The sequence below is a fragment of the Sporomusa rhizae genome, from assembly GCF_041428845.1.
GTDB lineage: Bacteria > Bacillota > Negativicutes > Sporomusales > Sporomusaceae > Sporomusa > Sporomusa rhizae.
This window is the reverse complement of the sequence record NZ_CP156925.1, coordinates 4,064,344-4,090,943: the sequence shown is the minus strand read 5'-3', so window position 1 is coordinate 4,090,943 and position 26,600 is coordinate 4,064,344. Positions and strand designations below refer to the sequence as shown.

26 protein-coding genes are annotated in these 26,600 nt (G+C 42.0%); 22 read left to right on the top strand and 4 right to left on the bottom strand.

The window, feature by feature from the left end; all coding sequences use genetic code 11:
- Nucleotides 1–86 precede the first annotated feature (86 nt).
- The 5 genes from SRRS_RS19345 (at nucleotide 87) to SRRS_RS19325 (ending at nucleotide 2,716) form a co-directional block, all read left to right on the top strand.
- Nucleotides 87–428, top strand: coding sequence for a nucleotidyltransferase family protein (locus SRRS_RS19345; RefSeq protein WP_371362829.1), 342 nt, complete (start codon nucleotides 87–89; stop codon nucleotides 426–428).
- Nucleotides 425–829, top strand: a complete 405-nt coding sequence (locus SRRS_RS19340; RefSeq protein WP_371362828.1) for a HEPN domain-containing protein — start codon at nucleotides 425–427, stop codon at nucleotides 827–829. Before SRRS_RS19345 ends, SRRS_RS19340 begins: the two co-directional genes overlap by 4 nt.
- Nucleotides 830–863: 34 nt before the next feature.
- The gene (locus SRRS_RS19335) at nucleotides 864–1,094 is read left to right on the top strand and encodes a hypothetical protein (RefSeq protein WP_371362827.1); all 231 of its coding nucleotides are present in this window, start codon (nucleotides 864–866) and stop codon (nucleotides 1,092–1,094) included.
- A gap of 172 nt (nucleotides 1,095–1,266) precedes the next feature.
- Nucleotides 1,267–2,160, top strand: a complete 894-nt coding sequence (locus SRRS_RS19330) for an NAD(P)-dependent oxidoreductase (protein WP_371362825.1) — start codon at nucleotides 1,267–1,269, stop codon at nucleotides 2,158–2,160.
- Between the two features lie 208 nt (nucleotides 2,161–2,368).
- A complete protein-coding gene (locus tag SRRS_RS19325) occupies nucleotides 2,369–2,716 on the top strand; it encodes an ArsR/SmtB family transcription factor (RefSeq protein ID WP_371362824.1) in 348 nt (115 codons plus the stop codon).
- A gap of 499 nt (nucleotides 2,717–3,215) precedes the next feature.
- Here SRRS_RS19325 and SRRS_RS19320 read toward each other — a convergent pair whose 3' ends face one another.
- Together SRRS_RS19320 and SRRS_RS19315 are read right to left on the bottom strand one after the other, a co-directional pair.
- The gene (locus SRRS_RS19320) at nucleotides 3,216–3,833 is read right to left on the bottom strand and encodes a hypothetical protein (RefSeq protein WP_371362822.1); all 618 of its coding nucleotides are present in this window, start codon (nucleotides 3,831–3,833) and stop codon (nucleotides 3,216–3,218) included.
- Between the two features lie 94 nt (nucleotides 3,834–3,927).
- Complete coding sequence (locus SRRS_RS19315) at nucleotides 3,928–5,163, bottom strand: Bcr/CflA family efflux MFS transporter (RefSeq protein ID WP_371362821.1); 1,236 nt, start codon at nucleotides 5,161–5,163, stop codon at nucleotides 3,928–3,930.
- Nucleotides 5,164–5,948: 785 nt separating this feature from the next.
- Between SRRS_RS19315 and SRRS_RS19310 the strand changes: the two genes are divergently transcribed.
- From SRRS_RS19310 to SRRS_RS19235, 16 genes are all read left to right on the top strand, one after another.
- Nucleotides 5,949–7,070 (top strand): iron-containing alcohol dehydrogenase, encoded by a 1,122-nt coding sequence (locus SRRS_RS19310; protein ID WP_371362819.1) that lies wholly within the window; start codon nucleotides 5,949–5,951, stop codon nucleotides 7,068–7,070.
- A 52-nt stretch (nucleotides 7,071–7,122) separates the two neighbouring features.
- Complete coding sequence (gene lipB / locus SRRS_RS19305) at nucleotides 7,123–7,818, top strand: lipoyl(octanoyl) transferase LipB (RefSeq protein WP_371362818.1); 696 nt, start codon at nucleotides 7,123–7,125, stop codon at nucleotides 7,816–7,818.
- 76 nt (nucleotides 7,819–7,894) lie between these two features.
- Nucleotides 7,895–8,779, top strand: coding sequence for a lipoyl synthase (gene lipA, locus SRRS_RS19300; protein ID WP_371362817.1), 885 nt, complete (start codon nucleotides 7,895–7,897; stop codon nucleotides 8,777–8,779).
- A 272-nt stretch (nucleotides 8,780–9,051) separates the two neighbouring features.
- A complete protein-coding gene (locus tag SRRS_RS19295) occupies nucleotides 9,052–11,004 on the top strand; it encodes a sigma-54-dependent Fis family transcriptional regulator (RefSeq protein WP_371362815.1) in 1,953 nt (650 codons plus the stop codon).
- A 502-nt stretch (nucleotides 11,005–11,506) separates the two neighbouring features.
- Entirely contained in the window at nucleotides 11,507–12,832 is a 1,326-nt protein-coding gene (locus SRRS_RS19290; RefSeq protein WP_371362814.1) for a gluconate:H+ symporter, read from the top strand.
- 85 nt (nucleotides 12,833–12,917) lie between these two features.
- Nucleotides 12,918–13,952, top strand: coding sequence for a zinc-binding dehydrogenase (locus SRRS_RS19285; protein ID WP_371362812.1), 1,035 nt, complete (start codon nucleotides 12,918–12,920; stop codon nucleotides 13,950–13,952).
- A gap of 50 nt (nucleotides 13,953–14,002) precedes the next feature.
- A complete protein-coding gene (locus SRRS_RS19280; protein ID WP_371362811.1) occupies nucleotides 14,003–14,455 on the top strand; it encodes a VOC family protein in 453 nt (150 codons plus the stop codon).
- A gap of 401 nt (nucleotides 14,456–14,856) precedes the next feature.
- Nucleotides 14,857–15,828 carry a thiamine pyrophosphate-dependent dehydrogenase E1 component subunit alpha gene (locus SRRS_RS19275; RefSeq protein WP_371362809.1) on the top strand — a complete coding sequence of 324 codons (972 nt, stop codon included), beginning with the start codon at nucleotides 14,857–14,859 and terminating at the stop codon, nucleotides 15,826–15,828.
- 13 nt (nucleotides 15,829–15,841) lie between these two features.
- Entirely contained in the window at nucleotides 15,842–16,840 is a 999-nt protein-coding gene (locus SRRS_RS19270; protein WP_371362807.1) for an alpha-ketoacid dehydrogenase subunit beta, read from the top strand.
- 49 nt (nucleotides 16,841–16,889) lie between these two features.
- Nucleotides 16,890–18,242, top strand: a complete 1,353-nt coding sequence (locus SRRS_RS19265; protein WP_371362806.1) for a dihydrolipoamide acetyltransferase family protein — start codon at nucleotides 16,890–16,892, stop codon at nucleotides 18,240–18,242.
- Nucleotides 18,243–18,255: 13 nt separating this feature from the next.
- Complete coding sequence (gene lpdA, locus SRRS_RS19260; protein ID WP_371362804.1) at nucleotides 18,256–19,632, top strand: dihydrolipoyl dehydrogenase; 1,377 nt, start codon at nucleotides 18,256–18,258, stop codon at nucleotides 19,630–19,632.
- 113 nt (nucleotides 19,633–19,745) lie between these two features.
- Nucleotides 19,746–21,191 carry a 4-hydroxyphenylacetate 3-hydroxylase family protein gene (locus SRRS_RS19255; protein ID WP_371362803.1) on the top strand — a complete coding sequence of 482 codons (1,446 nt, stop codon included), beginning with the start codon at nucleotides 19,746–19,748 and terminating at the stop codon, nucleotides 21,189–21,191.
- 18 nt (nucleotides 21,192–21,209) lie between these two features.
- On the top strand, nucleotides 21,210–21,494 hold the full coding sequence (locus tag SRRS_RS19250; protein WP_371362802.1) for a NifU family protein: 285 nt from the start codon (nucleotides 21,210–21,212) through the stop codon (nucleotides 21,492–21,494).
- Nucleotides 21,491–21,724 (top strand): hypothetical protein, encoded by a 234-nt coding sequence (locus tag SRRS_RS19245; protein WP_371362801.1) that lies wholly within the window; start codon nucleotides 21,491–21,493, stop codon nucleotides 21,722–21,724. The genes SRRS_RS19250 and SRRS_RS19245 overlap by 4 nt, the downstream gene beginning before the upstream one ends.
- Complete coding sequence (locus SRRS_RS19240) at nucleotides 21,717–23,012, top strand: acetyl-CoA hydrolase/transferase family protein (RefSeq protein WP_371362800.1); 1,296 nt, start codon at nucleotides 21,717–21,719, stop codon at nucleotides 23,010–23,012. Before SRRS_RS19245 ends, SRRS_RS19240 begins: the two co-directional genes overlap by 8 nt.
- Before the next feature lie 61 nt (nucleotides 23,013–23,073).
- Nucleotides 23,074–23,733 (top strand): MBL fold metallo-hydrolase, encoded by a 660-nt coding sequence (locus SRRS_RS19235; protein ID WP_371362798.1) that lies wholly within the window; start codon nucleotides 23,074–23,076, stop codon nucleotides 23,731–23,733.
- A 183-nt stretch (nucleotides 23,734–23,916) separates the two neighbouring features.
- Here the strand turns inward: SRRS_RS19235 and dapF are convergent, their stop codons facing one another.
- A complete protein-coding gene (dapF, locus tag SRRS_RS19230) occupies nucleotides 23,917–24,774 on the bottom strand; it encodes a diaminopimelate epimerase (RefSeq protein ID WP_371362797.1) in 858 nt (285 codons plus the stop codon).
- Nucleotides 24,775–24,861: 87 nt separating this feature from the next.
- Nucleotides 24,862–25,656 (bottom strand): hypothetical protein, encoded by a 795-nt coding sequence (locus SRRS_RS19225; RefSeq protein ID WP_371362795.1) that lies wholly within the window; start codon nucleotides 25,654–25,656, stop codon nucleotides 24,862–24,864.
- A 167-nt stretch (nucleotides 25,657–25,823) separates the two neighbouring features.
- Between SRRS_RS19225 and SRRS_RS19220 the strand changes: the two genes are divergently transcribed.
- Complete coding sequence (locus SRRS_RS19220; protein WP_371362793.1) at nucleotides 25,824–26,369, top strand: GNAT family N-acetyltransferase; 546 nt, start codon at nucleotides 25,824–25,826, stop codon at nucleotides 26,367–26,369.
- Nucleotides 26,370–26,600 lie beyond the last annotated feature (231 nt).

Sequence of the window (26,600 nt, the reverse complement as noted above, 5' to 3'; positions counted from 1 at the left end):
GTATGATAAAGTTGTCAATTTTGTTATAATAGATATAGATGAAGCGTATTAACGAATCCGTTACGTTTGAGCGGGAGGTGTATGGAATGGCTATGGATTTACTGAAAGCTAAGGATAATGAGCATTTTGCACTGGCTGAACTAAAGAAACGTGTACAAGAGAAAACGGCAGTCGAAAAGGTTGTTGTGTTTGGTTCGGTAGCTCGTGGTGAGGCAACAGAAGAATCCGATCTGGACGTACTGATTCTTACAGAGGAACCAGTTTCCTATTCAGAGGAAACTTCTATATTTGATATAGCGTTCTTTGTTAACCTGGAGTATGATACCAACATTAGTGTAGTGGTTATTCCAAAGGAAAAATGGGAGTCTCCTGTCTGGTCGTTATTGCCACTTCATCAGGCAATTGCCAGAGAAGGAATTGCCGTATGACCTCGGAAGGTAATGTAAAGGAATTAGCACAGTATTGGCTGAATAAGTCGCTCGAGGCGGAAGAAAGTGCAACACTACTGTTCAATCACCGGCAGTGGTCCGCCTGTGTCAGTAGGTTGTACTACGCTTCTTTTTACGCTATGAGTGCACTTCTTGCATTACGTCAGTTAAGCTATGGAAAGCATTCCGCCGTTAGGGCCAGTTTACATAGAGACTTTGTAAAAACGGGCGCATTGCCTGTAGAGGCAGGTATGGTGTACAATCGGTTGTTTGAATGGAGACAAAAGGCCGATTACGAAGCTTTTTTGGAAATGAACGAACAAATGTCTGAAGATCTTCTGACACAAGCTAGGGATTTGCTTACAATCTTACGTAAATATGCAGAAAATGAAATAAGTTGACGGATTTTTAAATGGCTAAAGGAGTGTTCAGAAGATGTTTAGAGTGTCACATGTTAGGCAGGCCCAGGCTTGCAACGATTATGTTCTGCATATTACGTTTGACAATGGAGTAACGAAGTTGTATGATCTAAAGCCTAAATTGATTGATGAGCGCTTTGGCATTTTACGCGATAGAGGTTTTTTCAAGGTCCTGCTATGGATCGCCTATGCGAAAATTTGGAAACAGTTAAAACCCGCGAATTTCGCGGGTTTTTTGCTATTTTAATAGAAGCAAAGGGATGTTCTTTTTGCTTCCACTTACGGCCCCTTGAATGAATATCTAAAATAGTATGATGCTTGACCTGAACAAATTATAGGTATAATATGTTGATAAGAACATATGCTTAAGAAGACATATACATACAGATGGATATGAAATTTTGCCAAGGAGGTCTATAATGTTTAAAAGAACTGTGCTGATTGATAATACTGGAATTGATGAATTTGTGCTTCAAGAGCTCAAAGCTTTAACTGAAGAGTTAATCATATACCATGATATACCTAAATCCAAAAATGAAATATTGCTTCGAGCAGATAAAGCCGATGCAATACTCGTTTCATGGAATACAAACTTGTCAAGTGATATTATTGAAGTTCTACCTGAGCTAAGATATATCGGCATGTGTTGCAGCCTGTACGATGAGGCTTCGTCAAATGTAGATATAATAACAGCTGGTAGAAAAAATATTGTTGTAAAAGGAGTGCGAGATTACGGAGATCAGGGTGTTGTTGAGTTTATATTCAGCGAATTAATCCGATTATTCTTAGGATTGGGTAATAGAAGTTTCAGGTCTGAGGCAGTTGAACTTGGCGGCATTAAATTTGGTGTTGTTGGCATGGGGTCAGTGGGACGTAAGGTAGCGGATGCAGCGGCTTTCTTCAACATGGAAGTTAATTATTACAGTCGAACTATAAAGGAAGAAATTCCATACAAATATTTACCGCTCAGTGAATTGTTGTCACAATGCGACGTAATATCGCTACACTTGCCTCGAAATACAGTTCTTATTGATGAACAGGGGTTTAAAGAGATTGGTGCAGGCAAAGTACTTATTAATACTGGTCTTGGATTTTCCTTTGAAAGGATGGCATTTGATGAGTGGATTGGACAGGAAGGCAATTTTGCAATATTAGATACAGATTCAATAACAACGGAATTCCGAAATGAGTACAGAACTTTAGCAAATGTCATTATGAATGAACGTGTTTCCGGTTTTACACGCAACGCCCGAAAGAGACTTTCGCAAAAAGTGATTGATAATATGCGTAGCTACTTACGGTCACGATGCTAAAAGATAAGTAGTACTTGGCTTATTTAAGTGTCTGCGTTTTTTGGGGGCCAACAGTTTCTTTAAGCGAACCAATTAATTCGAATATCATTATTTTTACCGCAATGATACTTTCAAGTGTCTATATATTTAGCTAGATAAAATAGGTGAAACAATAGGGAGATTTGATAGAGAAGTTGATGATAGCTTATATAGGCATATCATTTTTAATATGACTGGTAAGGAGTTTATTGGTATGATATTGAACATATTGAAGTGTATTTCTGACATAACCCGACTTAGAATTCTCAGTTTAATTTTCTATAAAGACGCACCAATGTGTGTTGGCGATGTTGAAGAATCTCTTGGATTGTCACAGCCGAGCGTTTCGCGCCATCTTCAAAGGCTACAAAGGGATGAGTTGCTAACCTCTTTTCGGAAAACACAATTTACATATTATGAACTAAATCAGGCTGCATTCGACCAATACAAATTTTTAGCACCTATGCTCGAATTAAATATCAAAGAGCTACCTGAGTGTATGAAAGACATTCGAAGAATGAAGAATATTAAAAGTTAGATAAGCCTGTTTTGAGTCAGGTGACGGTTCTCTGACTCAGGTGACGGTTCTCTGACTCATTCCCTGTTTAGGACAGGGATAGGGGACAGGTTCCGTGTCCCTGCAGTAAAAAATACAAAGCTAAAATAGCAGGTTGGTTCTAAAGTTGATCAGGTAATTTCGGAATATGGACCAGCAAATATAACAACATACGGAAAATATGATATGTATGAGTATTTCTACGAGGGCAATCCTTCAAGTATATTACGCTTTGCAATAAATCAGTCCAATAAAAAGGTGGAATATATCGGAGTACGGCTAAATTTGTAACTGCCCGAACCCTGCGGAGTATATGTAGCGGATATATTAGATTTGTAAGGTCACGAATCATTTCACCAAATTAAAAATAGTAAAACCTGCGAAAGCTCGCAGGTTTTTTATGTTTCAAAAAAGTTGTCAATTTAATATCGTAGCCATGTCACGTTATAGTCGCCTTTTATCAATTGACTAAAATTTATCGTTACTGTTTTGTGGAGTCTACTCTATACACGGAAAATCGATTACGAGGATCAGTATCATATAAATAAGGTATTTTTATTTCATTCAAGAGGGTAAAGGGGGTATTGTTTTCTAGAAAGTATATATAATCATAGGATGGGTAATACAATATTATATCTACTGTTCTTTCATAGCTTTCTACAGAAAGCAAAATATTACCTATAACTTTTGTGAATATTTGTATTGAAAAAGGGTTGAAGAAGTAGAATTTATTATCTGACGGATTTATATTATATTTTTCCGCAAAGCAATGTAAGAAATTTATTTTATTTAATTTCTTTTTATGTTTCTTTAGATAATCTCTTTTATTATCAATGGCTTGTTTATAGAAGAAGGGATTCATTTCTATGCCTGTAACAGTGGAATCAAAAAAGTGATTTATATAAAGGTTAAACCTTCCTTTGCCACAGCCAAAATCAACTATAGTATCGTCTGTTGTGAAATGATATTGCTTAGATAATATTTCTAATACAGAATAGGAGGTTGGCTCATATCTGTTATAGTGATGTGATTCATGGGCTATTTTTTGTTCCCCTGAGGTTTTTATATTCAGTAGTTTTTCATAATATTGTTCGTCCATTAAGTCCTCTCTGATTTTAACTTTATGTAATTTAAGTAACTGCTTTAAAGTATATAATTAAAAGATACATAGAGCAAACAATAAAACAACTGTTTCACTTTAATCCAATTACTCTCACCCTGCTCCGCATTAAAAATATCCACATGATGATAGACAGAGACACTGATGAAATAATAATAATGCCAAGTCCATCTATCAGATTATTCCAGCCCAGAGTCCCTATAGCCATGCCAATACTTCCAAGAATCGTATGAACCGCATTGATTAAAGAAGACGCTGAGCCAACATCTTCTTTTTGCTGATCTAATAAAATATCAGTACTGAATGGCCGGATAGCTCCCTCTACCAATGTAAAGGGTAAAAAGGTTATTAAAAAGAACCATGGTGAGTGATTCCCCAAAAGAAATAGACTCAAGCCACTAACGAGGGCGATTCCAAAACAGCACCATGAAAAAAAACGAGGCGTGAAATGTCCGATGGAACGAATATAAATAATTGGTCCTAAAATCGCAAAGGCCGAATTAGCTGCAAAAAAGTAACTATATGACTGTTCATCCAAAGCAAAAATATTCTCGTAGATATAGGAAGACGTTGCAATATATGCCATATAAGGTGCGGACAAGACGGCGACAATAAAGAGAAACCCGCTGAAGCCTGCGTTTTTTCCCACCACGAGCAGACGTTGCAGCGAACCTGACAAACTTCCATGGTATCGTTCTTCAACAGGTAAGGTTTCCTGAAACAGCAATGCAATGAATAAGCTTATAATGCCGGTAAGTGCAAGCGCCCAAAAAGTATCGCGCCAATCTCCAACCTGCAAAATTGCCGCTCCCGCAAGGGGGGCCATCATAGGCGCAAGAACCCCCATAACTTGAACGGCGGCAAGAACTTTGCTTTTTATCTTCCCGGCAAAGCAATCTTTAACCAGAGCGGTGGCAACGGCCGTAATATTTCCTGCGCCAAGTCCTTGCATAATACGGAATAAAATTAACTGATTAACGGTTAAGGCGAGGGCGCAAGCAATACTGCCTGAAATATACAAAATCAATCCCATGACAAGGATTGATTTTCGTCCGTATTTATCACTGAGCGGACCAAACACAATGATTCCTACAGCAAAGAAGATAAAAAACGCGATTAAGGTTAGATTGATCATGGCTGCCGTTGTATGAAAGTATTGAGCCATAGAAGGCATGGCAGGCAAATACATATCAATAGACAACGGAATGAACATTCCCATTAAAGAAATAAAAAAGATCATCCCCTTGGTTCCTAAATATTGCTGAGGCTTTAATAACACACTGTGGCTTTGATGGTCATTCCTGATCATTTCACTTTCAACTCCAATCCGATGGTTTTAACTATTTAGCTATAGAATCGACGAAAAAAAAAGGATAAGCGATCAACTTACGTTGACAACTTATCCAGCATACGCGAGTATACCCTCCGTCAAGCCCAAATTATAATAGGTAATTCCATCTATGTCAATACTCGATTGGCGTAAATAATGCAAGATGATAAGCAGAGAATTAGATATAATCAAAATAATTTCAAAATCCGCCTCGGACTTACTATATTTAAAACAGATAAGAGGGGATAGGAGCAAACACTCCTATCCCCTCTGTTTTTGTTCCCCCGATATTTTAAAGGATGTAAGAAACTATATTTTGTTACTGAAAAATACTTTTTGAGATGTATGAATTGAGGTAATTGACAAAACCAGACTTGTCGGTGACTTATTTCTAAGCGTAAACTTCCGTTCTGGATTGCTAAATAATTGAACACATAATATAAATTTGTTAATTTATTTAGCAATTCCAAAAGTAGACACAGACCATCGTCAGAAATTGTCATGTCGTATTGTTTGCACAATGAAGGGTAATTCCTAGCTGTCATTGCGAGTCTAATATGGCGATTTTTCTTTTTGTGCTTTTATTGACAGCCTAAATAGCTGGGTTGTTTGCAATAAAAGCCCAAAATATAACTGCAGCATAGAAAGCTGCTGTAATATGAACCGTTAGTAGTTTGGTAGATGGCATAGAATTTGCAATATATAAATGCTAGCCAAGTAATTCGGAACTGGCTTATCTTATATTGAAATAGGAGATGTTTTGTATGTACACTTTTAAGTTACCGACAGAGATTAAAATGTTTAATTCTACGGCAGAATTTCTTGAAACCATGAACATTACAGAAAGGGATCTTTTAATTACCAACGCTCCCATCTATGAACCTTGCCTCAAGAATTATGATTTGAAATGTCGGGTGGTTTTTCAGGAAAACTATGGCGTCGGTGAACCGAATGACAAGATGATTAACGCTATTATTCAGGATCTGGGAGACTGTAGTTATGACCGGGTATTTGCCGTGGGCGGCGGGACAGTTATCGACGTTGCTAAAGTACTTGCATTGTCAGGAGTTCATAACGTTCTTGATGCTTTATATGCCCGCATCCCGTTGGTAAAAGGTAGTAGATTGCTGGTGGTTCCGACTACTTGCGGAACCGGGAGTGAAGTGACCAATATAGCTATTCTCGAAGATACTGGGGCGCATGTAAAGAAAGGGATCGTTGGTCCGGCGGTGTTCCCCGATGAGGCCATTCTCGTTCCGGAATTATTAAAAGGCTTACCATACAAGTTTTTTGCCTTCAGTTCGATTGATGCGTTGATCCACGCTATTGAGTCATATTTGGCACCAGCCTCTAATACTGTCAGTGAAATATTTGCCGTAAATGCTATTCAAAAAATACTCAATTCCTACCTTGATATTGCCCGGAATGGTCCGGAAGCCCAGGCAAAAAATGCTGCACAAGTATTGCTTGCGAGTACCTTTGCAGGAATTGCTTTCGGTAATACGGGTGTAGGTGCAATCCATGCAATGTCCTATCCTCTTGGCGGTAAATACCATGTTCCTCATGGAGAGGCTAATTATGCTTTCCTTGATGTAGTGCTTAGAAAATATGACGAAATTCATCCTCATGGGAGAATTAAAGATCTGAAATTAATAATTTGTAATTGCCTGAATATCAAAAATGCTGATACTGAACAGGCAATACCTAGTTTGCTAAAACTTTTAAGTTCAATTATCGCGCTAAAAAGGCTCAGTGAGTATGGCGTTCAAATAAATGAACTGGAGGCATTTGCCCAGGCGGCCATGGCACAGGAACGCCTTATGAAAAATAACTATGTGCAGTTAACGATACAAGATGTGCTTAGCATGTACCAGGCTCGTTTTTAATGGAAAACCTGCTCTTTTGTAGTTAGAAAACGGTGGTTTTGGAGGTTAATACATGCCAAGGAAATGTGCAGTGATTGAGGCCGGACTAAGAACCTACACAGAAGGTCTTCAATTGCAGAAATGGGCTTGGGACAAGGTTGCTTCCGGGGAATGGGATGGCATTCTTATACTACTACAGCACTTTCCTGTCATTACACTGGGAAGAACGCATGAACCTGAGGAGTTGCTGTGGCCTGCCGCAGAATACACCTCCCTTGGAATTGAAATGGTTCATTGCAATCGTGGTGGAAAAACCACTTGTCATAATCCCGGTCAATTGGTTGGGTATCCCATACTAAATTTGACAAAATGGCGTCAGGATACTCATTGGTATATGCGCTCCATAGAACAGATTGTTATCAATACTATAGCGTGTTTGGGGATACGAGCAGAACGAAAACAAGGATATACGGGTGTTTGGACAAAGGATAGAAAAATTGCTGCAATCGGTGTGGCTATTCGTCGCTGGATAACCAGCCATGGCTTTGCGCTCAACGTGAATAACGACTTAGCAATATTTAAATCGGTTGTGCCTTGCGGAATTCGTGATTTTGGAGTTACAAGTCTTTTGGATGAAGGCATTGGCGAGGTGGTAATGCCTGAAGTATGCAAAATTGTTATTTATGAATTTCAACAGGTTTTGCAATGTTCTTTTAATACCGTAACACCATTGAAAATAGATAAAGAGTTGCCCTGGTCTATGTCTTAAGAATAATACTACAATGTAACGAGAATACATGAAAAGGGCCCTTTGATGTATAACGTTTTTATGGAAAACAGAAGAGGTGGTAGTAATGCGTAACCCAAAACAAAAGTTGCCTCCGTGGTTAAAACAAAGGGTAACTGCTGAAGGTGTAAACACGGTTAGCTCATTGATGAATGAGCTTGCTCTAAACACCGTATGTCAAAGTGCTGACTGTCCCAATATTGGAGAATGTTTTGGAGCCCGCACGGCTACGTTTCTCATTTTAGGCGGAATTTGTACAAGGCATTGCCGGTTTTGCTCCGTACCCAAGGGACGACCGCAGGGACTGGATCTTGAAGAACCGGAGCGGGTTGCTCAGGCTGTAAAGACCCTGGGGCTAAAGCATACGGTCATAACATCTGTAACGCGGGATGACCTTGCCGATGGCGGCGCCGGACTTTTTGCGGCCTGTATCCAACGAATCCGGCAATTGAATCATGAAATCACCGTAGAGATACTTGTGCCCGATTTCGGCGGGGATGAGGCCGCGCTGTCCGTAGTACTGGAAGCCAGTCCGCAAGTATTTAATCACAATATTGAAACCGTACCCAGACTATATCCGCTTGTACGCCCTGAGGCAATTTATCAACGCTCGCTGGATATTTTGCAAAAGGCTGCTGAATATGGAGCCAGTTTAACAAAAAGCGGAATTATGCTTGGTTTAGGAGAAACGGAACAAGAAGTTGTGCAAGTACTTAAGGATTTAGCAGCCAGAGGGGTAAAGGCCATAACGATCGGTCAATACCTTCAGCCTTCCCCGGAACATTTGCCGGTGGTTGAATATGTTCACCCTGAATATTATAAAATGTATGAAGAAGTAGGATACTCTTTAGGATTTTTACAGGTAGTCTCAGGGCCGCTGGTTCGCAGCTCCTATCATGCTGCCATGCTATTAGATGCCAATAAAGATGATAAGAACAGATAATAGTCGGTAATTATATCCAAAGAGTAAGGTTCTGACAAAGAACGGTATCTTTGGCGGACACTCGCCGGTTAAAAGGCTGCCCTAAAAGTACTATAGGGCAGCCTTGTTTAGCATAGGTAAAATATTTCTTCCCGGTTGTTGAGAGCTATTGCTAAACTTATTATTTGTACTTTGTACCCAGAACACATATAATGAAGATGGAGTACGATTAATCGCTAAAGATCGACAAGAACTGCCTTAATATTATGGATATTTCAGGAGGTTGGCGGTTTATGGCATATAATAAATCCTATGAAGAGTTGTATGATATGTGGGAGCAGTTTATGGGCGGGAAAGGTGATATAACGGGGTTAAATACTGAAGTGGCTGCGTCATGGGTGAGATCTAAGAATGCTTGTGTAGATCCTTTCGGAACAACCTGTATAGTTGACAAGAAAACGATTAGCGAATTGCGCAGGAAAAACCAGCTTTTGCTGGATGTTGTATTGCCGTTTGTCGAATTAATTGACAGTTTTATTCAAAATACCGGATTTATGATAACTCTTGTTGACAAAGACGGGTTTATTCTTGACGTGAAGGGGGACAGGCACGCGCTGGAACAAGCCAAGACGAGCAGTTTTGTAATTGGATCAAACCGGTCGGAAGCGGAAGCCGGCACGAATGCGATCAGTTTGGCGCTTATTGAGAATAAACCCGTTCAGATAGCCGGTCCCCAGCATTATAGAAAATTCTATCACGAATGGACGTGTTCAGCCGCACCGATACACGATACCTATGGTAATCTCATCGGCGTGTTGAACTTGTCAGGCCATCGCTCCCTGCTGCATAAACATACATTAGGCATGGTTGCTTCTCTGGTACAGGCTATCGAACGGGAATTTCATATCCGGGAGAAGAATTCTAAATTACGCTTGACCAATGAGCGTCTGAAAGCCGTGATTGATTCAGTATCTGAAGGTGTTGTTGCTATTGATAAAAGCGGAGTCATCATCGAAAGTAATTCTAAATTTAAAAAGATGTTTCGTTTAGGTGAGTCTGAACTGCAGGAAAGCAAATTTCCTGAGATTTTTAAGAAAGATAGTTTATTGCTGGACGTTTTTAAGACAGGGCAAGAGTTTTTTGATCGCGAAGAGAATCTTTCTACCCGTACCGTGAATATTTCCTCATTGGTTACTGGACGGAAAATTATGAATGAACACGGTGAAGTAGCCAGTGTTGTCGGAATTATTAAGGAAAAGAAAGAAGTTTACCGATTGGTAAACCGGTTGACAGGTGCAAAAGCAGTCTTCCATTTTGAAAGTATCATCCATAAAGATCCGCAAATGGCGAAGACTATCGCTATTGCTCAGACGGTAGCCGGATCTGACACTCGCGTATTATTGGAAGGAGAAAGCGGCACAGGGAAAGAACTGTTTGCCCAAGCCATTCATAATGCCAGTCCAAGATGCTCAGGTCCATTTGTAGCTTTGAATTGCAGTGCAATACCACGGGAATTGATCGAGAGCGAACTTTTCGGTTATGCCGAAGGGGCTTTTACCGGTGCAAAAAAAGGCGGAAAGCCGGGAAAATTCGAGCTGGCTGACGGCGGAACCCTGTTTTTGGATGAAATAAACAGTATGCCCTTGGAAATGCAGGTAAAATTGCTCAGGGTTCTGCAGCAAAATGAAATTACGGCCTTAGGTGGGACGCAGGCAATTCCCGTTGATGTACGGATTATTGCCGCCTCGAATAAATCGTTAGAGACATTGGTGAACGAAGGCCGTTTCCGCCTTGATTTATTTTACCGGTTAGGGGTTGTAGTTTTGAAGATTCCGCCTCTTAGAGAAAGAATAGAAGACATTCCCTTGCTTTTTGCTCATTTGCTGCAGAAAATGGCCGCATCAGCCAATAGAAATATTACGTATTCACCCGAAGAATTAGTTCCTATGTTATGTGCTTATGAATGGCCGGGCAACGTAAGAGAGCTGGAAAACTATATTGAAAGAGCTGTCGTATTAGCACGCGGCGGAATTCTGACCCCCGAGCACTTTCCTGATAGAATGACTGTTAAAATTGCCGGAAACAACGAGGATACGATTAACTATCTTGCGATAAAAGAACGGGAAGCTATACAAAAAGTGCTGGCAATTCATAACGGAAATATCTCCAAGGCGGCAAAAACCCTGGGGATTAGCAGAAATACGCTGTATACAAAAATTAAGACGTACGGTTTGGAAGTTGTGTAATAAATCAGGAAATCATCTGGTGACAATGAATATATTTAAAACGCCTCGAATATTGGGGCGTTTTTTCTTATCCAATCAGAATGCGTACTTTCTGATTGGATAAAAAGAGGCCACCGTTTGTGTATACAGCCATTATTGCTATAAAACTTAACAGTTCAAATTTAAATTGCTCAATTAGTTATCATTGCCGGTGGAAGATATGAGACATAAACTTTCTACTACACTGTTGTTTCCGCTGTAGAATCCGCAAAAAGAGATTGGCACAAAATTTGCATAATTATCTATTGTGGAATGTACTTGGTAAAACTGGTGACAAGGACATGGCTCTGTGTTATCGCTAGAAGAATATAAGCTGGCGGAAAAGTATGAAGAGTCGGCAACCCAAGTGTGATACACAGGAAGCCATGCGTTAAAGTGTATAATTAAGGTGGGTGATATTATTGATTTGTTGAATTCGAATAAGACTGCTCTGTAAATAAAAAATAAACGGGAGTGGGAAACTATGCCTCTAATTATTTTGATAATCGGAATTCTTTTTCTATTTTTCCTTATAGTCAAAGTTAAACTTAATGGGTTTTTATCGCTTATTATTGCTTGTTTGTTTGTGGGACTGGCTGAAGGACTACCTCTTATGAAAACAATTGCTACGATTGAAACAGGTTTTGGCGGCACACTGGGACATCTTGGTTTGATTATAGGCTTTGGCGCTATGTTTGGACGGATTATGGCAGATGGTGGCGGTGCCCAAAGAATTGCCGAAACACTGATTGCCAAATTTGGGAGAAAACAAGTAGCATGGGCAGTTGCCTTTACTGGTTTTATTGTAGGAATAACCTTGTTTTGGGAAGTTAGTTTCATTGTATTAATACCAATTGTATTTACTGTGGCTATAGCAGGTGGAATACCTATTTTGGAAGCTGGAATTCCAATGCTCGCTGCCATCACCGTCAGCCATTGTTTTTTGCCTCCTCATCCCGGTCCGGTCGCCGTATCTGGAATTTTCCATGCGAATATCGGTCTTGTGCTGATTTATGGCATTATTATCGGCATTCCGACACTAGTTGTCAGCGGACCGTTATTTTATAAGTTCATTAACAGCATTGGCGTTAATCCAGAGATGAAGAAAGGACTGGCTATTAGTAAAATTTTTAAAGAAGAGGAACTTCCCGGTTTTGGCATAAGTGTTCTGACAGCATTGTTTCCAGTCATTCTGATTGTTGTTGCCATGATTGCCGAATTTATTCTGCCGAAAGAAGCGAATATTACCAAATTTTTTAGCTTCATAGGCAGCACGGACATGGCATTGTTTATAGCCTTACTTGTTTCCATCTATACTTTTGGCACCCGGCGGGGAAAAACTATTCCGGAAATAATGAAAAGCTCTGAGGAAGCAGCGAAAGCAATCGCCATGATTTTGCTCATCATGGGTGGAGGCGGCGCTTTTAAACAGGTGATTGTTGATGCGGGAGTAGGTAATTATGTTGCCAAGATTACTTCTGGATTGCCAATATCACCCTTAATATTGGCATGGCTTATCACCGCGTTAATTAGAATGTGCGTCGGCTCTTCTACTATATCTCTGTTTATGGCTGCAGGAATTGTATTGCCAATTGTTGAACAGTCGGGGATTAGTCCTGAACTTATGGTGTTGGCTGTAGCCTGTGGATCTGTTTTCGGTGGTCCGCCTACCGAGCCGTGCTTTTGGCTGGTAAAAGAGTATTTCAATCTGAATTTATCACAACAAATTAAAGTTTGGTGCGGTTTGTGCACGCTTATTGCCGTATTGGGATTAGCGGGAGTCCTTGTGTTAAGTCTCTTTATTCATTAAAAAGATATAATGTTTATCAGGAACAGAAAAATCTTTTACTGAGTGAAATAAGCTGTCTATACCAAAGAGGAAAGGAACGAAAAAAGTGAAGGCAGTTGTAAGAAAAAGTCTGGAACCTGAACAAATGTTTTTTGAAGATGTACCAATTCCGGAAGTTAAGGAAAACGAAGTTTTAATCAAAGTTAAGGCGGTAGGTGTTTGCGGAACAGACACTCATATGTATACAGGACATGTAGTAACTACAGTACCAGTGATTGTAGGACATGAGTTTTGCGGAATAGTTGAACAGCTGGGAAAGAAAGTTACTTCCGTAAAAATAGGAGACAAAGTAGTAAGTAGATTAAATATAGGTGTTTGTGGAATATGCAGAAACTGTCTGACTGGGAACCCGCATATGTGTGAGCATAGGACCTGTCCTGGGTTCGCAATTCATGGGGCTTATGCCGAGTATATCTCTATGGATGAGAAAATGTTGCTGAAATTAAATGCTCATATTCCAATCGAAGTGGGTGCAACCATTGAACCTATGGCAATTGTAGCCCATGCATTGCTGGAAAGAACCAAAATTGAGCCGGAAGATTTCGTAGTAATTTTTGGGCCAGGGCCTATTGGGCTTATTTCGCTTCAAATGGCAAACCTTTATGGAGCAAGGCAAGTAGTTATGGTAGGAACAAATGTGGATGAAAAGCAGAGAATGCCCTTGGCTCGAAAAATTGGTGCCAGCTATATCCTTAATGCTCAGGTGGATGATGTGGCAGAAGAAATTATGAAGCTTACAAACAATAAAGGGGCCGATTTAGTCATTGAAGCTTCAGGAGCAGAAAATGCAATTAATTGTGGATTTAGAGTGTTAAGGCGGCAGGGTAGAATGTGTGTATTGGGATTACCAACCGGACGAGAATTAAATATATCATGGTTAACAGCTGCGGAAAAAGCGTTACAGGTCATTTTTAGTTATAGTTCTTCACCCTGGTCATGGAATTTAGTGGTGCATATGGTTAACCGAGGGGCTATTGATACAAGTACTCTAATTAGTCACATAAAGCCATTAAAAGAGTATAAAGCCATGTTTGAAGAAATTAAAAAGGGCCAGGTCATAAAAGGTGTTCTTTTGCCTTAAAATAAAGGCATTTTATAAAAAAGGTATACAAGATGAGGAGGAATTTTCGTATGGAACAGAAAAACTTATTCACCAATTTTTCACAGGTCGGATTTGTTGTGAGAGACATGAACAAAACCGTCGAAGCTATGGAAAGAATACTTGGCGTGAAACCGGATGTAGTTAATAATGTAAATCCGGAGAATAAACGATACCATGGTAAGCCAGGCGATTTTGACGCTGTGTTGGCTTTGTATAATTTTGCGAATGTTCAACTGGAGTTTATTCAACCGGTCAGTGGGACCAGTATTTGGCAGGAACATCTTGATAAACATGGTGAGGGATTGCATCACATTCGTTTTACGGTGGATGACCATGACGAGGCAGTAGAATATATGGCGCAGAAGGGGATTTTACCGTCTCAACAAGGAGACTCACTTACTCCAACTGTGCAATGGGATTATTTTGATACAGAACCTGTGTTAGGTTTTATTTTGGAAACATTAAGTAAAAAGAAACAATAACAATTAATCTACGAATTTCAGCAAGTTTTTCAATACTCTTTTATAGCGCCTATAAACGCCCTGAATTTTAGGGCGTTTTTTGTTTTTACCCTTATTCATAAGCCAATGAAGAATTACAGGCGGCAGTGAGTATAAGCGTAGGTTAATCCGAGATTGATCGAATTTTGAGCAACAAGCTTAATTTTGTGAAAAATATGAACAGTAATCAAGAGTATTAGGGCTGTCTTAAACAAAAAAACTCCAAGATTATAGTACATAGTTCGCAAACATTATTGCAAATTTCGAATTGGCATAGTATTTGCATAAACCTTATAAAGAAACGTTTGGAGGAGGGAACCAAGGATTATTGCAGGCAGACTGCAGGTAGATTCAAAACATACACAGTGAAAGGAAGGGTTACTATGGCGAACAAAAAGTACGACAAAGAATTCCTGAAAAATTTATATTCGACTATGTTCAGGATCAGGACCTTTGAAGAAGAGGTTTTTGAGTTTTACAAATTTGGCAAAATGCCAGGTTTGGCTCATGTTTATATCGGTGAGGAGGCAATCGCCGCTGGCGCGTGTGCTGCCTTGAAAGCAGGCGATTATGCCGGCAGCACGCATCGCGGTCATGGTCATGTGATTGCCCAGGGAGCCGATACCAAACAGATGATGGCTGAAATTCTTGGGAAAAAAGACGGCCAGTGTAAAGGAAAAGGCGGCTCTATGCATATCATGGACATGAGCAAAGGAATTTTGGGAGCTAACGGCATTGTTGGCGCGGGCATCCCCATTGCCACTGGCGCAGCGTACACCGCCAAATTCAATAACACCGACCAGGTGGCTTTATCGTTTTTTGGTGATTCGGCCAGCAACGAAGGTACCTTTCATGAAAGTATCAACATGGCCTCTGCCTGGAAGCTGCCGGTAGTGTATATCATTGAAAATAATCTCTATGGTATCTCCGTTGCCCTCGACCGGGTGGTTAATGTCAAAGACTTGTCGCTGCGTGCCGTTGGGTATGGGATTAAGGGCGTTTCTATTGACGGCAATGATGCCTTAAAAGTGTATGAAACTGTGAAGGAAGCCGTTGATTTTGCCAGAGCCGGGAATGGGCCGACGCTGATTGAATGCAGAACCTATCGCTGGAAAGGGCATCACTCCGGAGACCCTGCCAATTACCGCTCTAAAGAAGAAGAAGCGGCATGGAAAGAAAGATGCCCGCTTAAATCGTTCCGGGAATATCTCCTGATTCACGGCAACTTTACCGAGCAGGAAGTAGCAGCCATAGAAAATAGCATTACGGCAGAAATCAAAGAGGCAGCCAAGTTCGCCGAGGACAGCCCGTACCCGGATGCTGCCGAAGCCTTTACAGATATCTTTGCCGAATAAGAGAACGGAGGTCATGATGATGGGACAAGAAGTAAAAATGAGAGAAATTACTTATGCGCAAGCCATTTGTGAGGCATTAGACGAAGAAATGGGACGTGACCCGAAAACCCTGCTATTGGGCGAGGATGTCGGTATCATTGGCGGCAACTTTAAAACATCAGTAGGTTTGCGGGACAAATATGGCGATCTGCGTGTTAAAGATACGCCGATATCGGAAGCCGGCTTTGTTGGTATGGCTGTTGGCATGGCCTTAACCGGTCTAAGGCCAATTGTTGAAATCATGTTTTGCGATTTCCTGGGAGTTTGTATGGACCAAATTGCCAATCAGGCGGCAAAAATCCGTTATATGTCCGGCGGTCAGGCGACAGTACCACTGACTGTGAGGATGCCGATGGGCGGAGGAAGATCATCGGCTGCACAACATTCCCAGAGCTTGCAGGCGTGGGTGGCCCACATACCCGGCCTAAAAGTGGTTTTGCCCTCTACTGCCGCTGAAGCGAAAGGTTTACTTAAAACTGCCATACGTGACAACAATCCGGTTATTTTTATGGAACACAAGATGGAATACAACAAAAAATTCTTAGTGCCGGAAGGAGAATATACGATTCCTTTCGGTCAGGCCAATATTGTGCATGAAGGTGACCGCTTAACGATTGCCGCTACGTCCGACCTGGTTATTAAGGCGAACGAAGTGGCTGCTGAATTGGCTAAGGAAGGTACCTTTATTGAAGTTATTGATGTTAGAACACTGGTGCCGTTTGATCGTCAGACCATTATCAATTCGGTCAAGAAAACCGGGCGGTTACTGATTTTGGATGAAGGTCATACCAATTTTGGCGTTCATGCAGAAATTGGTATGAACATCATGGAAGACGTTTTTTATGATTTAGATATGCCAATTATGCGTTTAGGAACGGCTGATGTACCCATTCCGTTTAGCCCGGCACTGGAATTCCCTATTGTTCCGGATGCAAAGAAAATTCACGCCAAAGTAAAAGAAATGCTGAAATAGACATTTATCCGTTTTTTTGCAAGTATTAAGTTAGAAGGAGGAATCATCGTTGGCTGAGTTTATTATCATGCCCAAGCTTGGTTTCAATATGGACGAAGGTCAATTAGTAAAATGGCACAAAGCTGAAGGCGATGCAGTAAAAAAAGGCGAGGTAGCGTTTGAAATTCAGACAGACAAAACCACAATAGAAGTTGAGTCTACCTGTGATGGGATTCTGCGCAAAATCTTTGTGGAAGAAGGACAAACTGTTCCGGTTATTGTGCCTGTTGCCGTGATTGGCGATGCCGGAGAGGATATCAGTGTCATGATTGCTGAAGCTGCAGCAAAGCTAGGTGGAAGTACCGGTATTGCAAGCGAGCAGCCTGCGGCCGTTGAGGAAAATGATGCGCCGCAGGCAGCCGCAGCTGCAGCTGAAGCGGTTAGCAGTGATTTGAAATTGTCGCCACGAGCACGCAAATATGCGGCTGAGCAGGGGCTGGATCTTAGTGGTGCAGTTATTCCCGGAAGCGGTTTCCAGGGGGGTATCACGCAAAAAGATCTGGAGCAGGGAGTAACAAGCGGCAAGATTACACCACTGGCTAAAAAAATGGCGCAGGCAGCGCAAGTTGATCTTGCTAATGTTGCTGGCTCGGGGGTTGGCGGCAAGATTGTTAAAGAAGATATCCTGGGAGCAGTCAAACAGGCAGCACCTGCGCCGGTGGGTGATATTGAAGTATTACGGACTATTGATTATAGCGGTATGCGCAAGGTTATTGGCGATCGATTGTCGCAAAGCAAATTTACGGCTCCGCACCTTTATTTCACAGCTTCAGTAGATGTTACTGAATTGATGAAATTCCGTGAAACCGTCAATAAAGCCCAGCCGCAGAAAGTTTCCTACAATGATTTTGTCATCGCCGCAGTATCACAGGCATTGCAGAAATTCCCGGCAATAAACTGCGCTTTGCATGGGAATAAAATAGTGCAATATAAAGATGTTAACATCGGTATGGCGGTCGGGATGGAAAATGGACTTATTGTGCCGGTCATCAAAAAGGCCCAGAACAAAAAGCTGACCGCGATTGCGGCCGAAACACAGGTTTTGGCAGAAAAAGCCCGTGCCGGCAAGCTTTTGCCGCAGGATTATCAGGGCGGTACCTTTACTGTGAGCAATCTGGGCATGTTCGGTATTGAAAACTTTACGGCCATCATTAATCCGCCGGAAGCGGCAATCCTCAGTGTCAGTGCCCTGAAAAAGACTCCGGTTGTTATCAGCAGTGAAGACGGTGACGAGATTGTGATTAAGACGATGATGAAAATGACCGTTTCTGTGGATCATCGCCTGATAGACGGGATGAACGCAACCAAGTTTCTCAACGAAGTCAAGGCACTATTGGAAAAACCTCTGACAATCTTGATCTAGCAGGAGTGGAAATATGAAACAGTTTGATATAGCCGTGATCGGCGGCGGGCCTGGCGGTTACGTTGCCGCCATTAAAGCTGCCCAGGAAGGCAAAAAGGTATGTCTGGTGGAGAAAGATAAGCTTGGCGGGGTTTGCCTGAACCGGGGCTGTATTCCTACCAAGACTCTGTTAAAAAGCGTTGATGTATTAAGCACTCTTCGTGAATGTGCCGCATATGGCGTTGTCGGTGCAGATATGAGCAGAGCTGCTATTGATATGAAAAAGCTGCTGGCCAGAAAAAACACTGTGGTGCAAAAACTTACCGGCGGTGTGGGTATGCTGCTTAAGGCCAATAAAGTTACTGTCTATACCGGCACAGCAGCTTTTGTCGATAAAAATACCTTGCAAATTGGCGCCGAGCAAGTGAAAGCAGATCATGTTATTATTGCCACCGGCTCGGTTCCGGTGAAGTTGCCGATTCCCACGAACAGCACTCAGGTTATTACCAGTGACGAAGCGCTCAATTTATCAGAAGTGCCAGCCAGGATGGTGATTATCGGCGGTGGGGTTATTGGTATCGAATTCGCTTTTGTCTATGCAAGTTTAGGAGCAAGCGTTACGGTTATTGAAGTAATGGATCACATTCTGCCCATGGTGGATGAAGAGATTACGGCAGACGTGGCCAAAATGCTGAAAGGCCTTGGTATCAACATCATGACCAACTCCAAAGTCACCAAAATTGAGAGCGAAAAGGTCTACTATGAGGCTGGCGGCAAGGAGCAATGCGAAGAAGCTGACAAAATACTTATGTCGGTGGGACGGGCTCCGAATACTGACGGACTCAATTTAGAAGTTCTGGGTCTGCAAATGGATCGACGGGCTATTGCTACTGATGAGTATCTGAAGACCAATGTGCCTGGAATATACGCTATCGGCGACGTCAACGGAAAATCTATGCTGGCGCATACGGCTTCCATGGAAGGGATCGTAGCTGTTAATAATATTTTAGGACATGGAACAAAAATGTCTTATGACCGGATACCTTCTTGCATTTATACCCAACCGGAAATTGCGTCGGTGGGGCTGACCGAAAAGCAAGCTGTAGAAAAATATGGCAAGGATAAAATCAAGGTCGGCAAGTTTCCGCTGGCAGCCAACGGTAAGGCTACTGTCGAGGGCGAAAGCCAGGGTCTGATAAAAGTGATTGTCGAAGCTGAGTTTGGGGAGATTTTGGGAGCACATCTTTATGGGATTCATGCCACCGACATGATTGCTGAGGTTGTTTTGGCAATGAATCTGGAGTCTACTGCCGAAGAGATTGCTTTGGCCGTACACCCGCATCCGACAGTCTCTGAAGTTATTCCCGAAGCCTTTCACGCTGTGCTAGGAAAGGCCATTCATTCTGTATAACAGAGTATAGTAACTCCACACAGCATACAGGCGAGGTAAAGAGGGAGATACCACATAATTGTTCAGTAATTATGTGGTATCTCCACAACTAGGACTAGGGGGAGAAAAGAATTATGAAAACAGGACAACAGTATGAAGATAGCTTGCGCAAAATGAAATTCAAGGTGTACTTGCAAGGAGAATTGGTGGAAAATCCGGTGGATCATCCGATTATCAGACCATCCATGAATTCGGTGAAAGCTACCTACGATTTGGCGGAAGATCCGCAATATGAAGCGCTGATGACAGCGACTTCTCATCTTACCGGCAAAAAAATAAACCGTTTCTGTCATTTGCATCAAAGCACCGAGGATTTAATCAACAAGGTCAAAATGCAGCGTTTATTAGGGCAGAAAACCGCAGCCTGTTTTCAACGCTGCGTAGGTATGGACGCAATTAATGCCGTTGACAGCACAACTTTTGAAATGGATAAAAAGCTTGGTACGAACTATCATGAGCGGTTCAATAAATTCCTGCTGCAGATGCAGGAAGAAGACTGGACCGTTGATGGTGCGATGACTGACCCTAAAGGTGACCGAGGCCTTAGCCCCAGCAAGCAGGCTGACCCGGATCTTTTTCTGCACGTGGTGGAAAAAAGAAAAGACGGTATCGTAGTTCGGGGGGCAAAAGCGCATCAGACCGGCGCGATAAATTCTCATTGGATTCTTATTATGCCGACAATCAGCATGGGGCATGACGATGCTGACTATGCTGTTTCTTTTGCGGCACCGGCTGATGCCGAAGGCATCTTTTATATCTATGGCCGTCAGTCTTGCGATACCCGTAAATTGGAAGGCGGCAATATTGATGTTGGTAATAAACAATTTGGCGGGCACGAAGCATTGATGGTGTTTGACAATGTGTTTATTCCCTGGGAAAACGTATTTATGTGCGGCGAGTACGAATTCAGCGGTATGCTGGTGGAACGTTTTGCCGGTTATCATCGCCAAAGTTATGGCGGCTGTAAAGTCGGTGTCGGCGATGTCCTGATCGGAGCCGCTGCATTGGCCGCCGATTATAATGGTGCACACAAAGCCTCACATGTGAAAGATAAATTGATAGAAATGATGCATCTGAACGAAACCCTGTATGCCTGCGGTATTGCTTGTTCCGCTGAAGGCCACAAAACAGCCTCCGGCAATTACCTGATTGACCTGCTGCTGGCCAATGTCTGCAAACAGAACATAACCCGTTTTCCTTATGAAATTGCCAGGTTGGCAGAAGATATTGCCGGTGGTCTGATGGTAACTATGCCGTCAGAAAAGGATCTTCACCATCCTGTTATTGGCAAAGTGGTGGAAAAGTACTTTAAAGGTGTCGCTGCTGTGGCAACAGAAGACCGCATGCGAATCTTACGGCTGATTGAGAATATCACTCTGGGCACAGCTGCCGTAGGATACCGAACCGAGTCTATGCACGGTGCCGGCTCACCGCAGGCGCAGCGGATCATGATTGCCCGCCAGGGCAATCTGGAGCAAAAGAAAAAACTGGCCAAAGCCATCGCTGGCATTGACCATTAACAGGCTTGCAGGTTCTAAATGCAATTGATAGAAGAAATTCTTGAACAAAAGGTTCGACCCACACTTCGTGCACATAATGGTGATGTGGAATTGCTGGAAATTACGCCTGAGGGCATTGTAAAAGTAAAATTGACCGGGGCATGCAGTACCTGCCCCGGTGCCCGGCAAACCATCTCTGAGATTGTGGAAGCAGCGCTTAAGGAAGCGTGCCCCGAAATAAAGGGTGTTGTGCCTGTCTTTCAGGTAAGCGATGAATTACTCAATGAAGCTATCAAGATTATTCGCAAGAGCAAAAGTATATGAAGACCAAACGAATTAGTATCAAATTTTGTGGCGGCTGCAATTCCCGGATTGACCGGGATCAGATCGCGGCAGAAGTGAAAAAGTATTTGTCTGGAAACGGCTATGCGATAGTTTATAATAGTTTGGATGCGGATTTTATCATTGCCGCTAATACCATTGACGCGATCGAAGTAAGCAAGGAGCAACTCAGCAGACTGGTAAGCGGAAAAGTGAGGGATTATTTTGAATAACTGGAGAGCTGTGTATCACGACAAACTGGTGACGGCAGAGCAAGCCCTTCAAAAAGTGCGCTCCGGTGACAGAGTAGTGACCGGGCATGCTTGCGGTGAACCGGCTACTCTGCTGGCGGCATTAGTAGCCAGGGCACCGGAATTGCGCGACGTGGAAATTGTCCACATGGTACCTATGGGATCGGCTCAATATGCTCAACCGGGAATGGAGGCAAGCTTCCGGCACAATGCGTTGTTTGTCGGTGCCTCGACCCGAAAGGCGGTGGAAGAAAAACGGGCCGATTACACGCCTTGTTTCTTTTCTGAGATTCCCCGGCTGTTTAACGACGGCATATTACCGGTAGATGTTGCGCTAATTCAAGTGACTCCGCCGGATAAAGAAGGATATTGCAGTTATGGGATATCTGTCGATTATACTATGGCGGCAGCGCAGTGTGCGAGTACCGTTATTGCCCAGATGAATCGAAAGTTACCGCGGACTGGCGGCACAAAAATTCACTTGGATGAATTAAGTTTTATTGTTGAGAGTGATGAGCCTATCTTTGAATTAAAGCCACCGGCCATTGGTGAAGTGGAAAAAATGATTGGTGAAAATGTAGCCAGCCTGGTAGCTGATGGAGCCACATTGCAACTGGGAATTGGCGCAATTCCTGACGCGGTGCTTCTGTTCCTAAAAGATAAAAAAGACCTGGGGATTCATTCGGAAATGTTCTCCGATGGGGTTGTTACATTGGCCGAGGCTGGCGTAATTACCAACAAGAAGAAAAATAGTAATCAGGGTAAATTTGTTGCGACTTTTTTGATGGGTACCCGCAAATTATATGATTTTATTGACAATAATCCCGATGTGGAATTATTGCCGGTAGATTATGTTAATGATCCCTGTGTTATTGGTGAGCACGAAAATATGGTTTGTATTAACTCTGCCTTGCAAGTGGATATTATCGGGCAGGTTAATGCAGAAATGATTGGTGCCAGGCAATTTAGCGGTATCGGCGGGCAAGTAGATTTTGTGCGGGGAGCCAGTCGCTCACCGGGAGGAAAATCAATTATTGCTTTACCCAGTACGGCATCTGGTGGCAAGATATCCCGCATTTGCTGCGAACTCAACCGGGGATCAGCCGTATCTACATCACGTAATGATGTACATTATGTGGTTACCGAATACGGGATTGCCAACCTCAGGGGCAAAAGTCTGCGGGAGCGTGCTAAGGCGCTGATTCAAATAGCTCATCCTGATTTCCGTGCTGCTTTGACCGAGGAAGCACACGCTAATGGTATTTTATGATACGTAGACTTAGCCGTGCAGGACTATGTATATTGTAGTAATGACGTGAGGAAAAAGGCACATGAGTAAAATTACCACACTGCCATTAGGTTTTGCGAACGCACTGCTTGTTAGAGATAAGGGCGCTATACTTGTTGATACAGGAATTAATGCCAACAAAAAAATATATGAAGAATTATTCCGGGAATTGGACTTTAATCCGCGGAACATTAATTTAATTGTAGTTACTCATGGGCACGCGGATCATTTTGCTAACGCCAATGAACTTAAGGAGATCACCGGCGCACCGGTGCTGTGCCACAAAGAGGCTGTTTATGCCTTACAAACTGCGGGCAATTCAGCTATTGTACCCAGAAATGAACTAGGCAAAAGTGTGTTTGAGATAATTAAGAAGAATTTGCCGAGGAGCACTAAGAAAGTGAATCCTGACATAATCGTGGATTCGTCGTTTGACCTGCACCCCTATGGTGTAGCGGGAAAAGTAGTTTATACGCCGGGACATACGGATTGTTCTCTTTCGATCATTCTTGAGTCAGGAGATGCCATAGTAGGGGATATGCTGGTACCTTCTTTTTTTACCGGAGAACCATGTGTAGCTTACTTTGCAAATAATGAAAAAGCGCTATTTGCCAGTCTGCAAATGGTTTTGCAGCAGGCTAGCATTTTTTATGGCGGCCATGGGGGGCCATTTACCAAGGCAGAGGTTTTGGATCTATTATAAAGTAAAATAAGCAAACTGCTTCCGATAATAAATATAACCCCTCTGTTTACTTGAGTAAGCCAATACTCCCTCTGCTAAGGTACAAAGTGGATAGTGGTTAATACCAAAAACCTCCTATGGTTGATAAAATACCATAGGAGGTTTGACTTGTCAGGAGAAGGGAAATGTAGCGTTATTATATAACTATTTTTGACATTGCTCGGCTAAATCACTAGCAAACATGCCAAAGGACACAGAAGAAACAGAACCGGTCATATGAACACGCCAATTGTCATCAATATGTATCTGAATATTCCCGCCTGGCATGTGAACGGTAATATCGCTATCGACTAAATTGAGTTTATATGCGACAGCAGCGGCAGCGCAACTACTCGATCCAGAAGCTAATGTATATCCTGCGCCACGTTCCCATATTTCTATCTTGATATTATTTCGATTGAGAACCTCTAGAAACTGAACATTGATTTTATTTGGAAACATTTCATGTGATTCCACAATAGGCCCTATAGCATTAACTTCCTGTTTGCTAACCTTCTTTACAGGAATTACGCAATGAGGATTGCCTATGGAGACACAATCTACAGTATACGTTTTTTCTCCTACAATTAGATTCTGATTTATTGCCTGAGCATCAGAGAATTTCGTTGGAATATCCTTGCTAACAAAATTAACTGTCCCCATATCTACTTTAATCATATGCGCCGAATCATCTAAATACTCTACAGCAACAATGCCCCCAAGGGTGTGCAGTTGAAAGCTTTTTTCCTTTATATATTGAGTGTCAAACAGATATCTTGAGAAAATCCGCACGCCGTTCCCGCTTTTTTCGGCTTCGCTTCCATCTGGATTAAAAATCTTAACATGAATTTCTTGGTTTTCATCAAAAATTGGTCCAAAGAGGATTCCATCAGAGCCAACACCAAAATTGCGATGACAAATTTTCTGGATGTTGCTTTCATTAAGGTTTATCTTATATTTTTGCGGGTCAATCACAATGTAATCATTCCCTAAAGCATGGTATTTATAAAAGTTAAAATCCATCTCTATCCTCCACAATTGATATATTCGGCACTGGTGACTGTTGAAATTAATGCGGCCGAACATATTGTAATAAGCAGATGAGAACCCTTATTCGTTAGAAGCGTTGATGACGAAGCCTTTATCGTCAAATTCAACGGTAGTTCCGGCTGCATACAGCTTAAGGACGCCGGAAGCTAGAACACCGGCAGGTGCGAGTAGCTTGGTGTTTTTATTTAAGGTGCCTTTGGTTACTTCCCCTTGTTCATTTAGTGTAATTGGTTTACCGGATTTAAATTCAATAAATCCCGGGCATGCAGAGTTGTCTGTAAAGTTTTCCGTTAAAATTTGTTTCCAACCGACAGGGCGTAAATAATAATCTTCAGCTAACGTACACGTCTCCAGCATTCCATTGTTATAAAAACTTATTTCACCGGTCGATACGCGTAGTTGGTTTGCCTGATTTAGGGTAAGGATTACGGTCGAGCTGCTGATGGTACCTTTAACAACCTCACCTTTATCATTGAATATGATTCTTGTGCCACTCTTAAATGGCAGGACCTTGGTTACGGGTTCATCCGCAGCAGAAGGAATGAAAATAAACTGTGGCGGCGTGTATGCAGCCGGTCGGATGGATTGCGATGAACCGGTTACATAGGGCAACCTTATATTCTCAGCCAATGTCCCTTCCAGAACCTCGCCATACTCATTGATTATAACAGTGGTTTCTTTTTTAAATTTGGGTATGTTATCCCACTTTGTTACTATGATTCCCGGTGGCATTATTCTTGTATTCTCTTTTAACGTTCTGTTATATTGCGCCGCATCGACACTCGCATTATAACCGACAAGAAAAAGAGCTATAAGTAGAATTCCTGCTACTGTCTGTGATAAAGATTTTTTCATACGAACCACCTCTACCCTTCACATTTTGTAATGTTTTCTCATTCCAGTTTTTCTTCATAATAATTGAATTTCCTTCCACAATATGGCATGTGGTGGGGCATAGGTGCTATAATTTAACCAAATCAAGTATTAAGGGAGAAAAACAAGTTAAATAGGAGGAGAAGAAAATGGAATTGAGAATTTCACAGGAACAAGATTTAGAACAAATTCTAGCTGTTCATGCTGCTGCTTTTGGTGGAAGAAAAGGAGAGGAAATTGCTCATCTTGTTAATGATCTATTAGTAGATTCTACAGCCTTACCTCTGCTATCCATTGTTGCAACAGTAAATAATAGTATTGTTGGGCATGTTATTTTTTCTAAGGCAAAGCTTACTAATCCGGATCAGGCGGTTTCAACAGTTATATTGGCACCTCTTGCAATTCATCCGGATTTTCAATGCAGAGGAATTGGTGGTAAATTAATAAAGTACGGATTAACGAAATTGTTAACAGCAGGGATAGAGTTGGTTTTTGTTCTTGGTCATCCTACATATTATCCAAAACATGGCTTTTGCGTGGCTGGAAAACATGGATTTGATGCTCCTTATCCCATTCCGGATGAGCATGCTGATGCATGGATGGTTCAAGAACTACGCTCCAGCGTAATAGGCAGAGTTAAAGGCAGGGTTCAGTGTTCTGATGTGCTTAATCAGCCACAGCATTGGCGAGAATAAGAGGAAAGTTTGAGCTCAGTTCGGCTTTTAAATATATATTCCGTTACCATCGATTGCGAGATATGATTCGGAGTATTCGAAAAGATAGGTATAAATGAAAGCCCACAAATTCGTGGGCTTTCTGCATGCTGTGGTTTTGGTAGCGTGTGTGTGAATCACCCTATTCGAAAGGTAAAGCGTTCCTGATAAATTACAGTTTATACGGAGTTTAGTAAAAAACAAGGATTTACA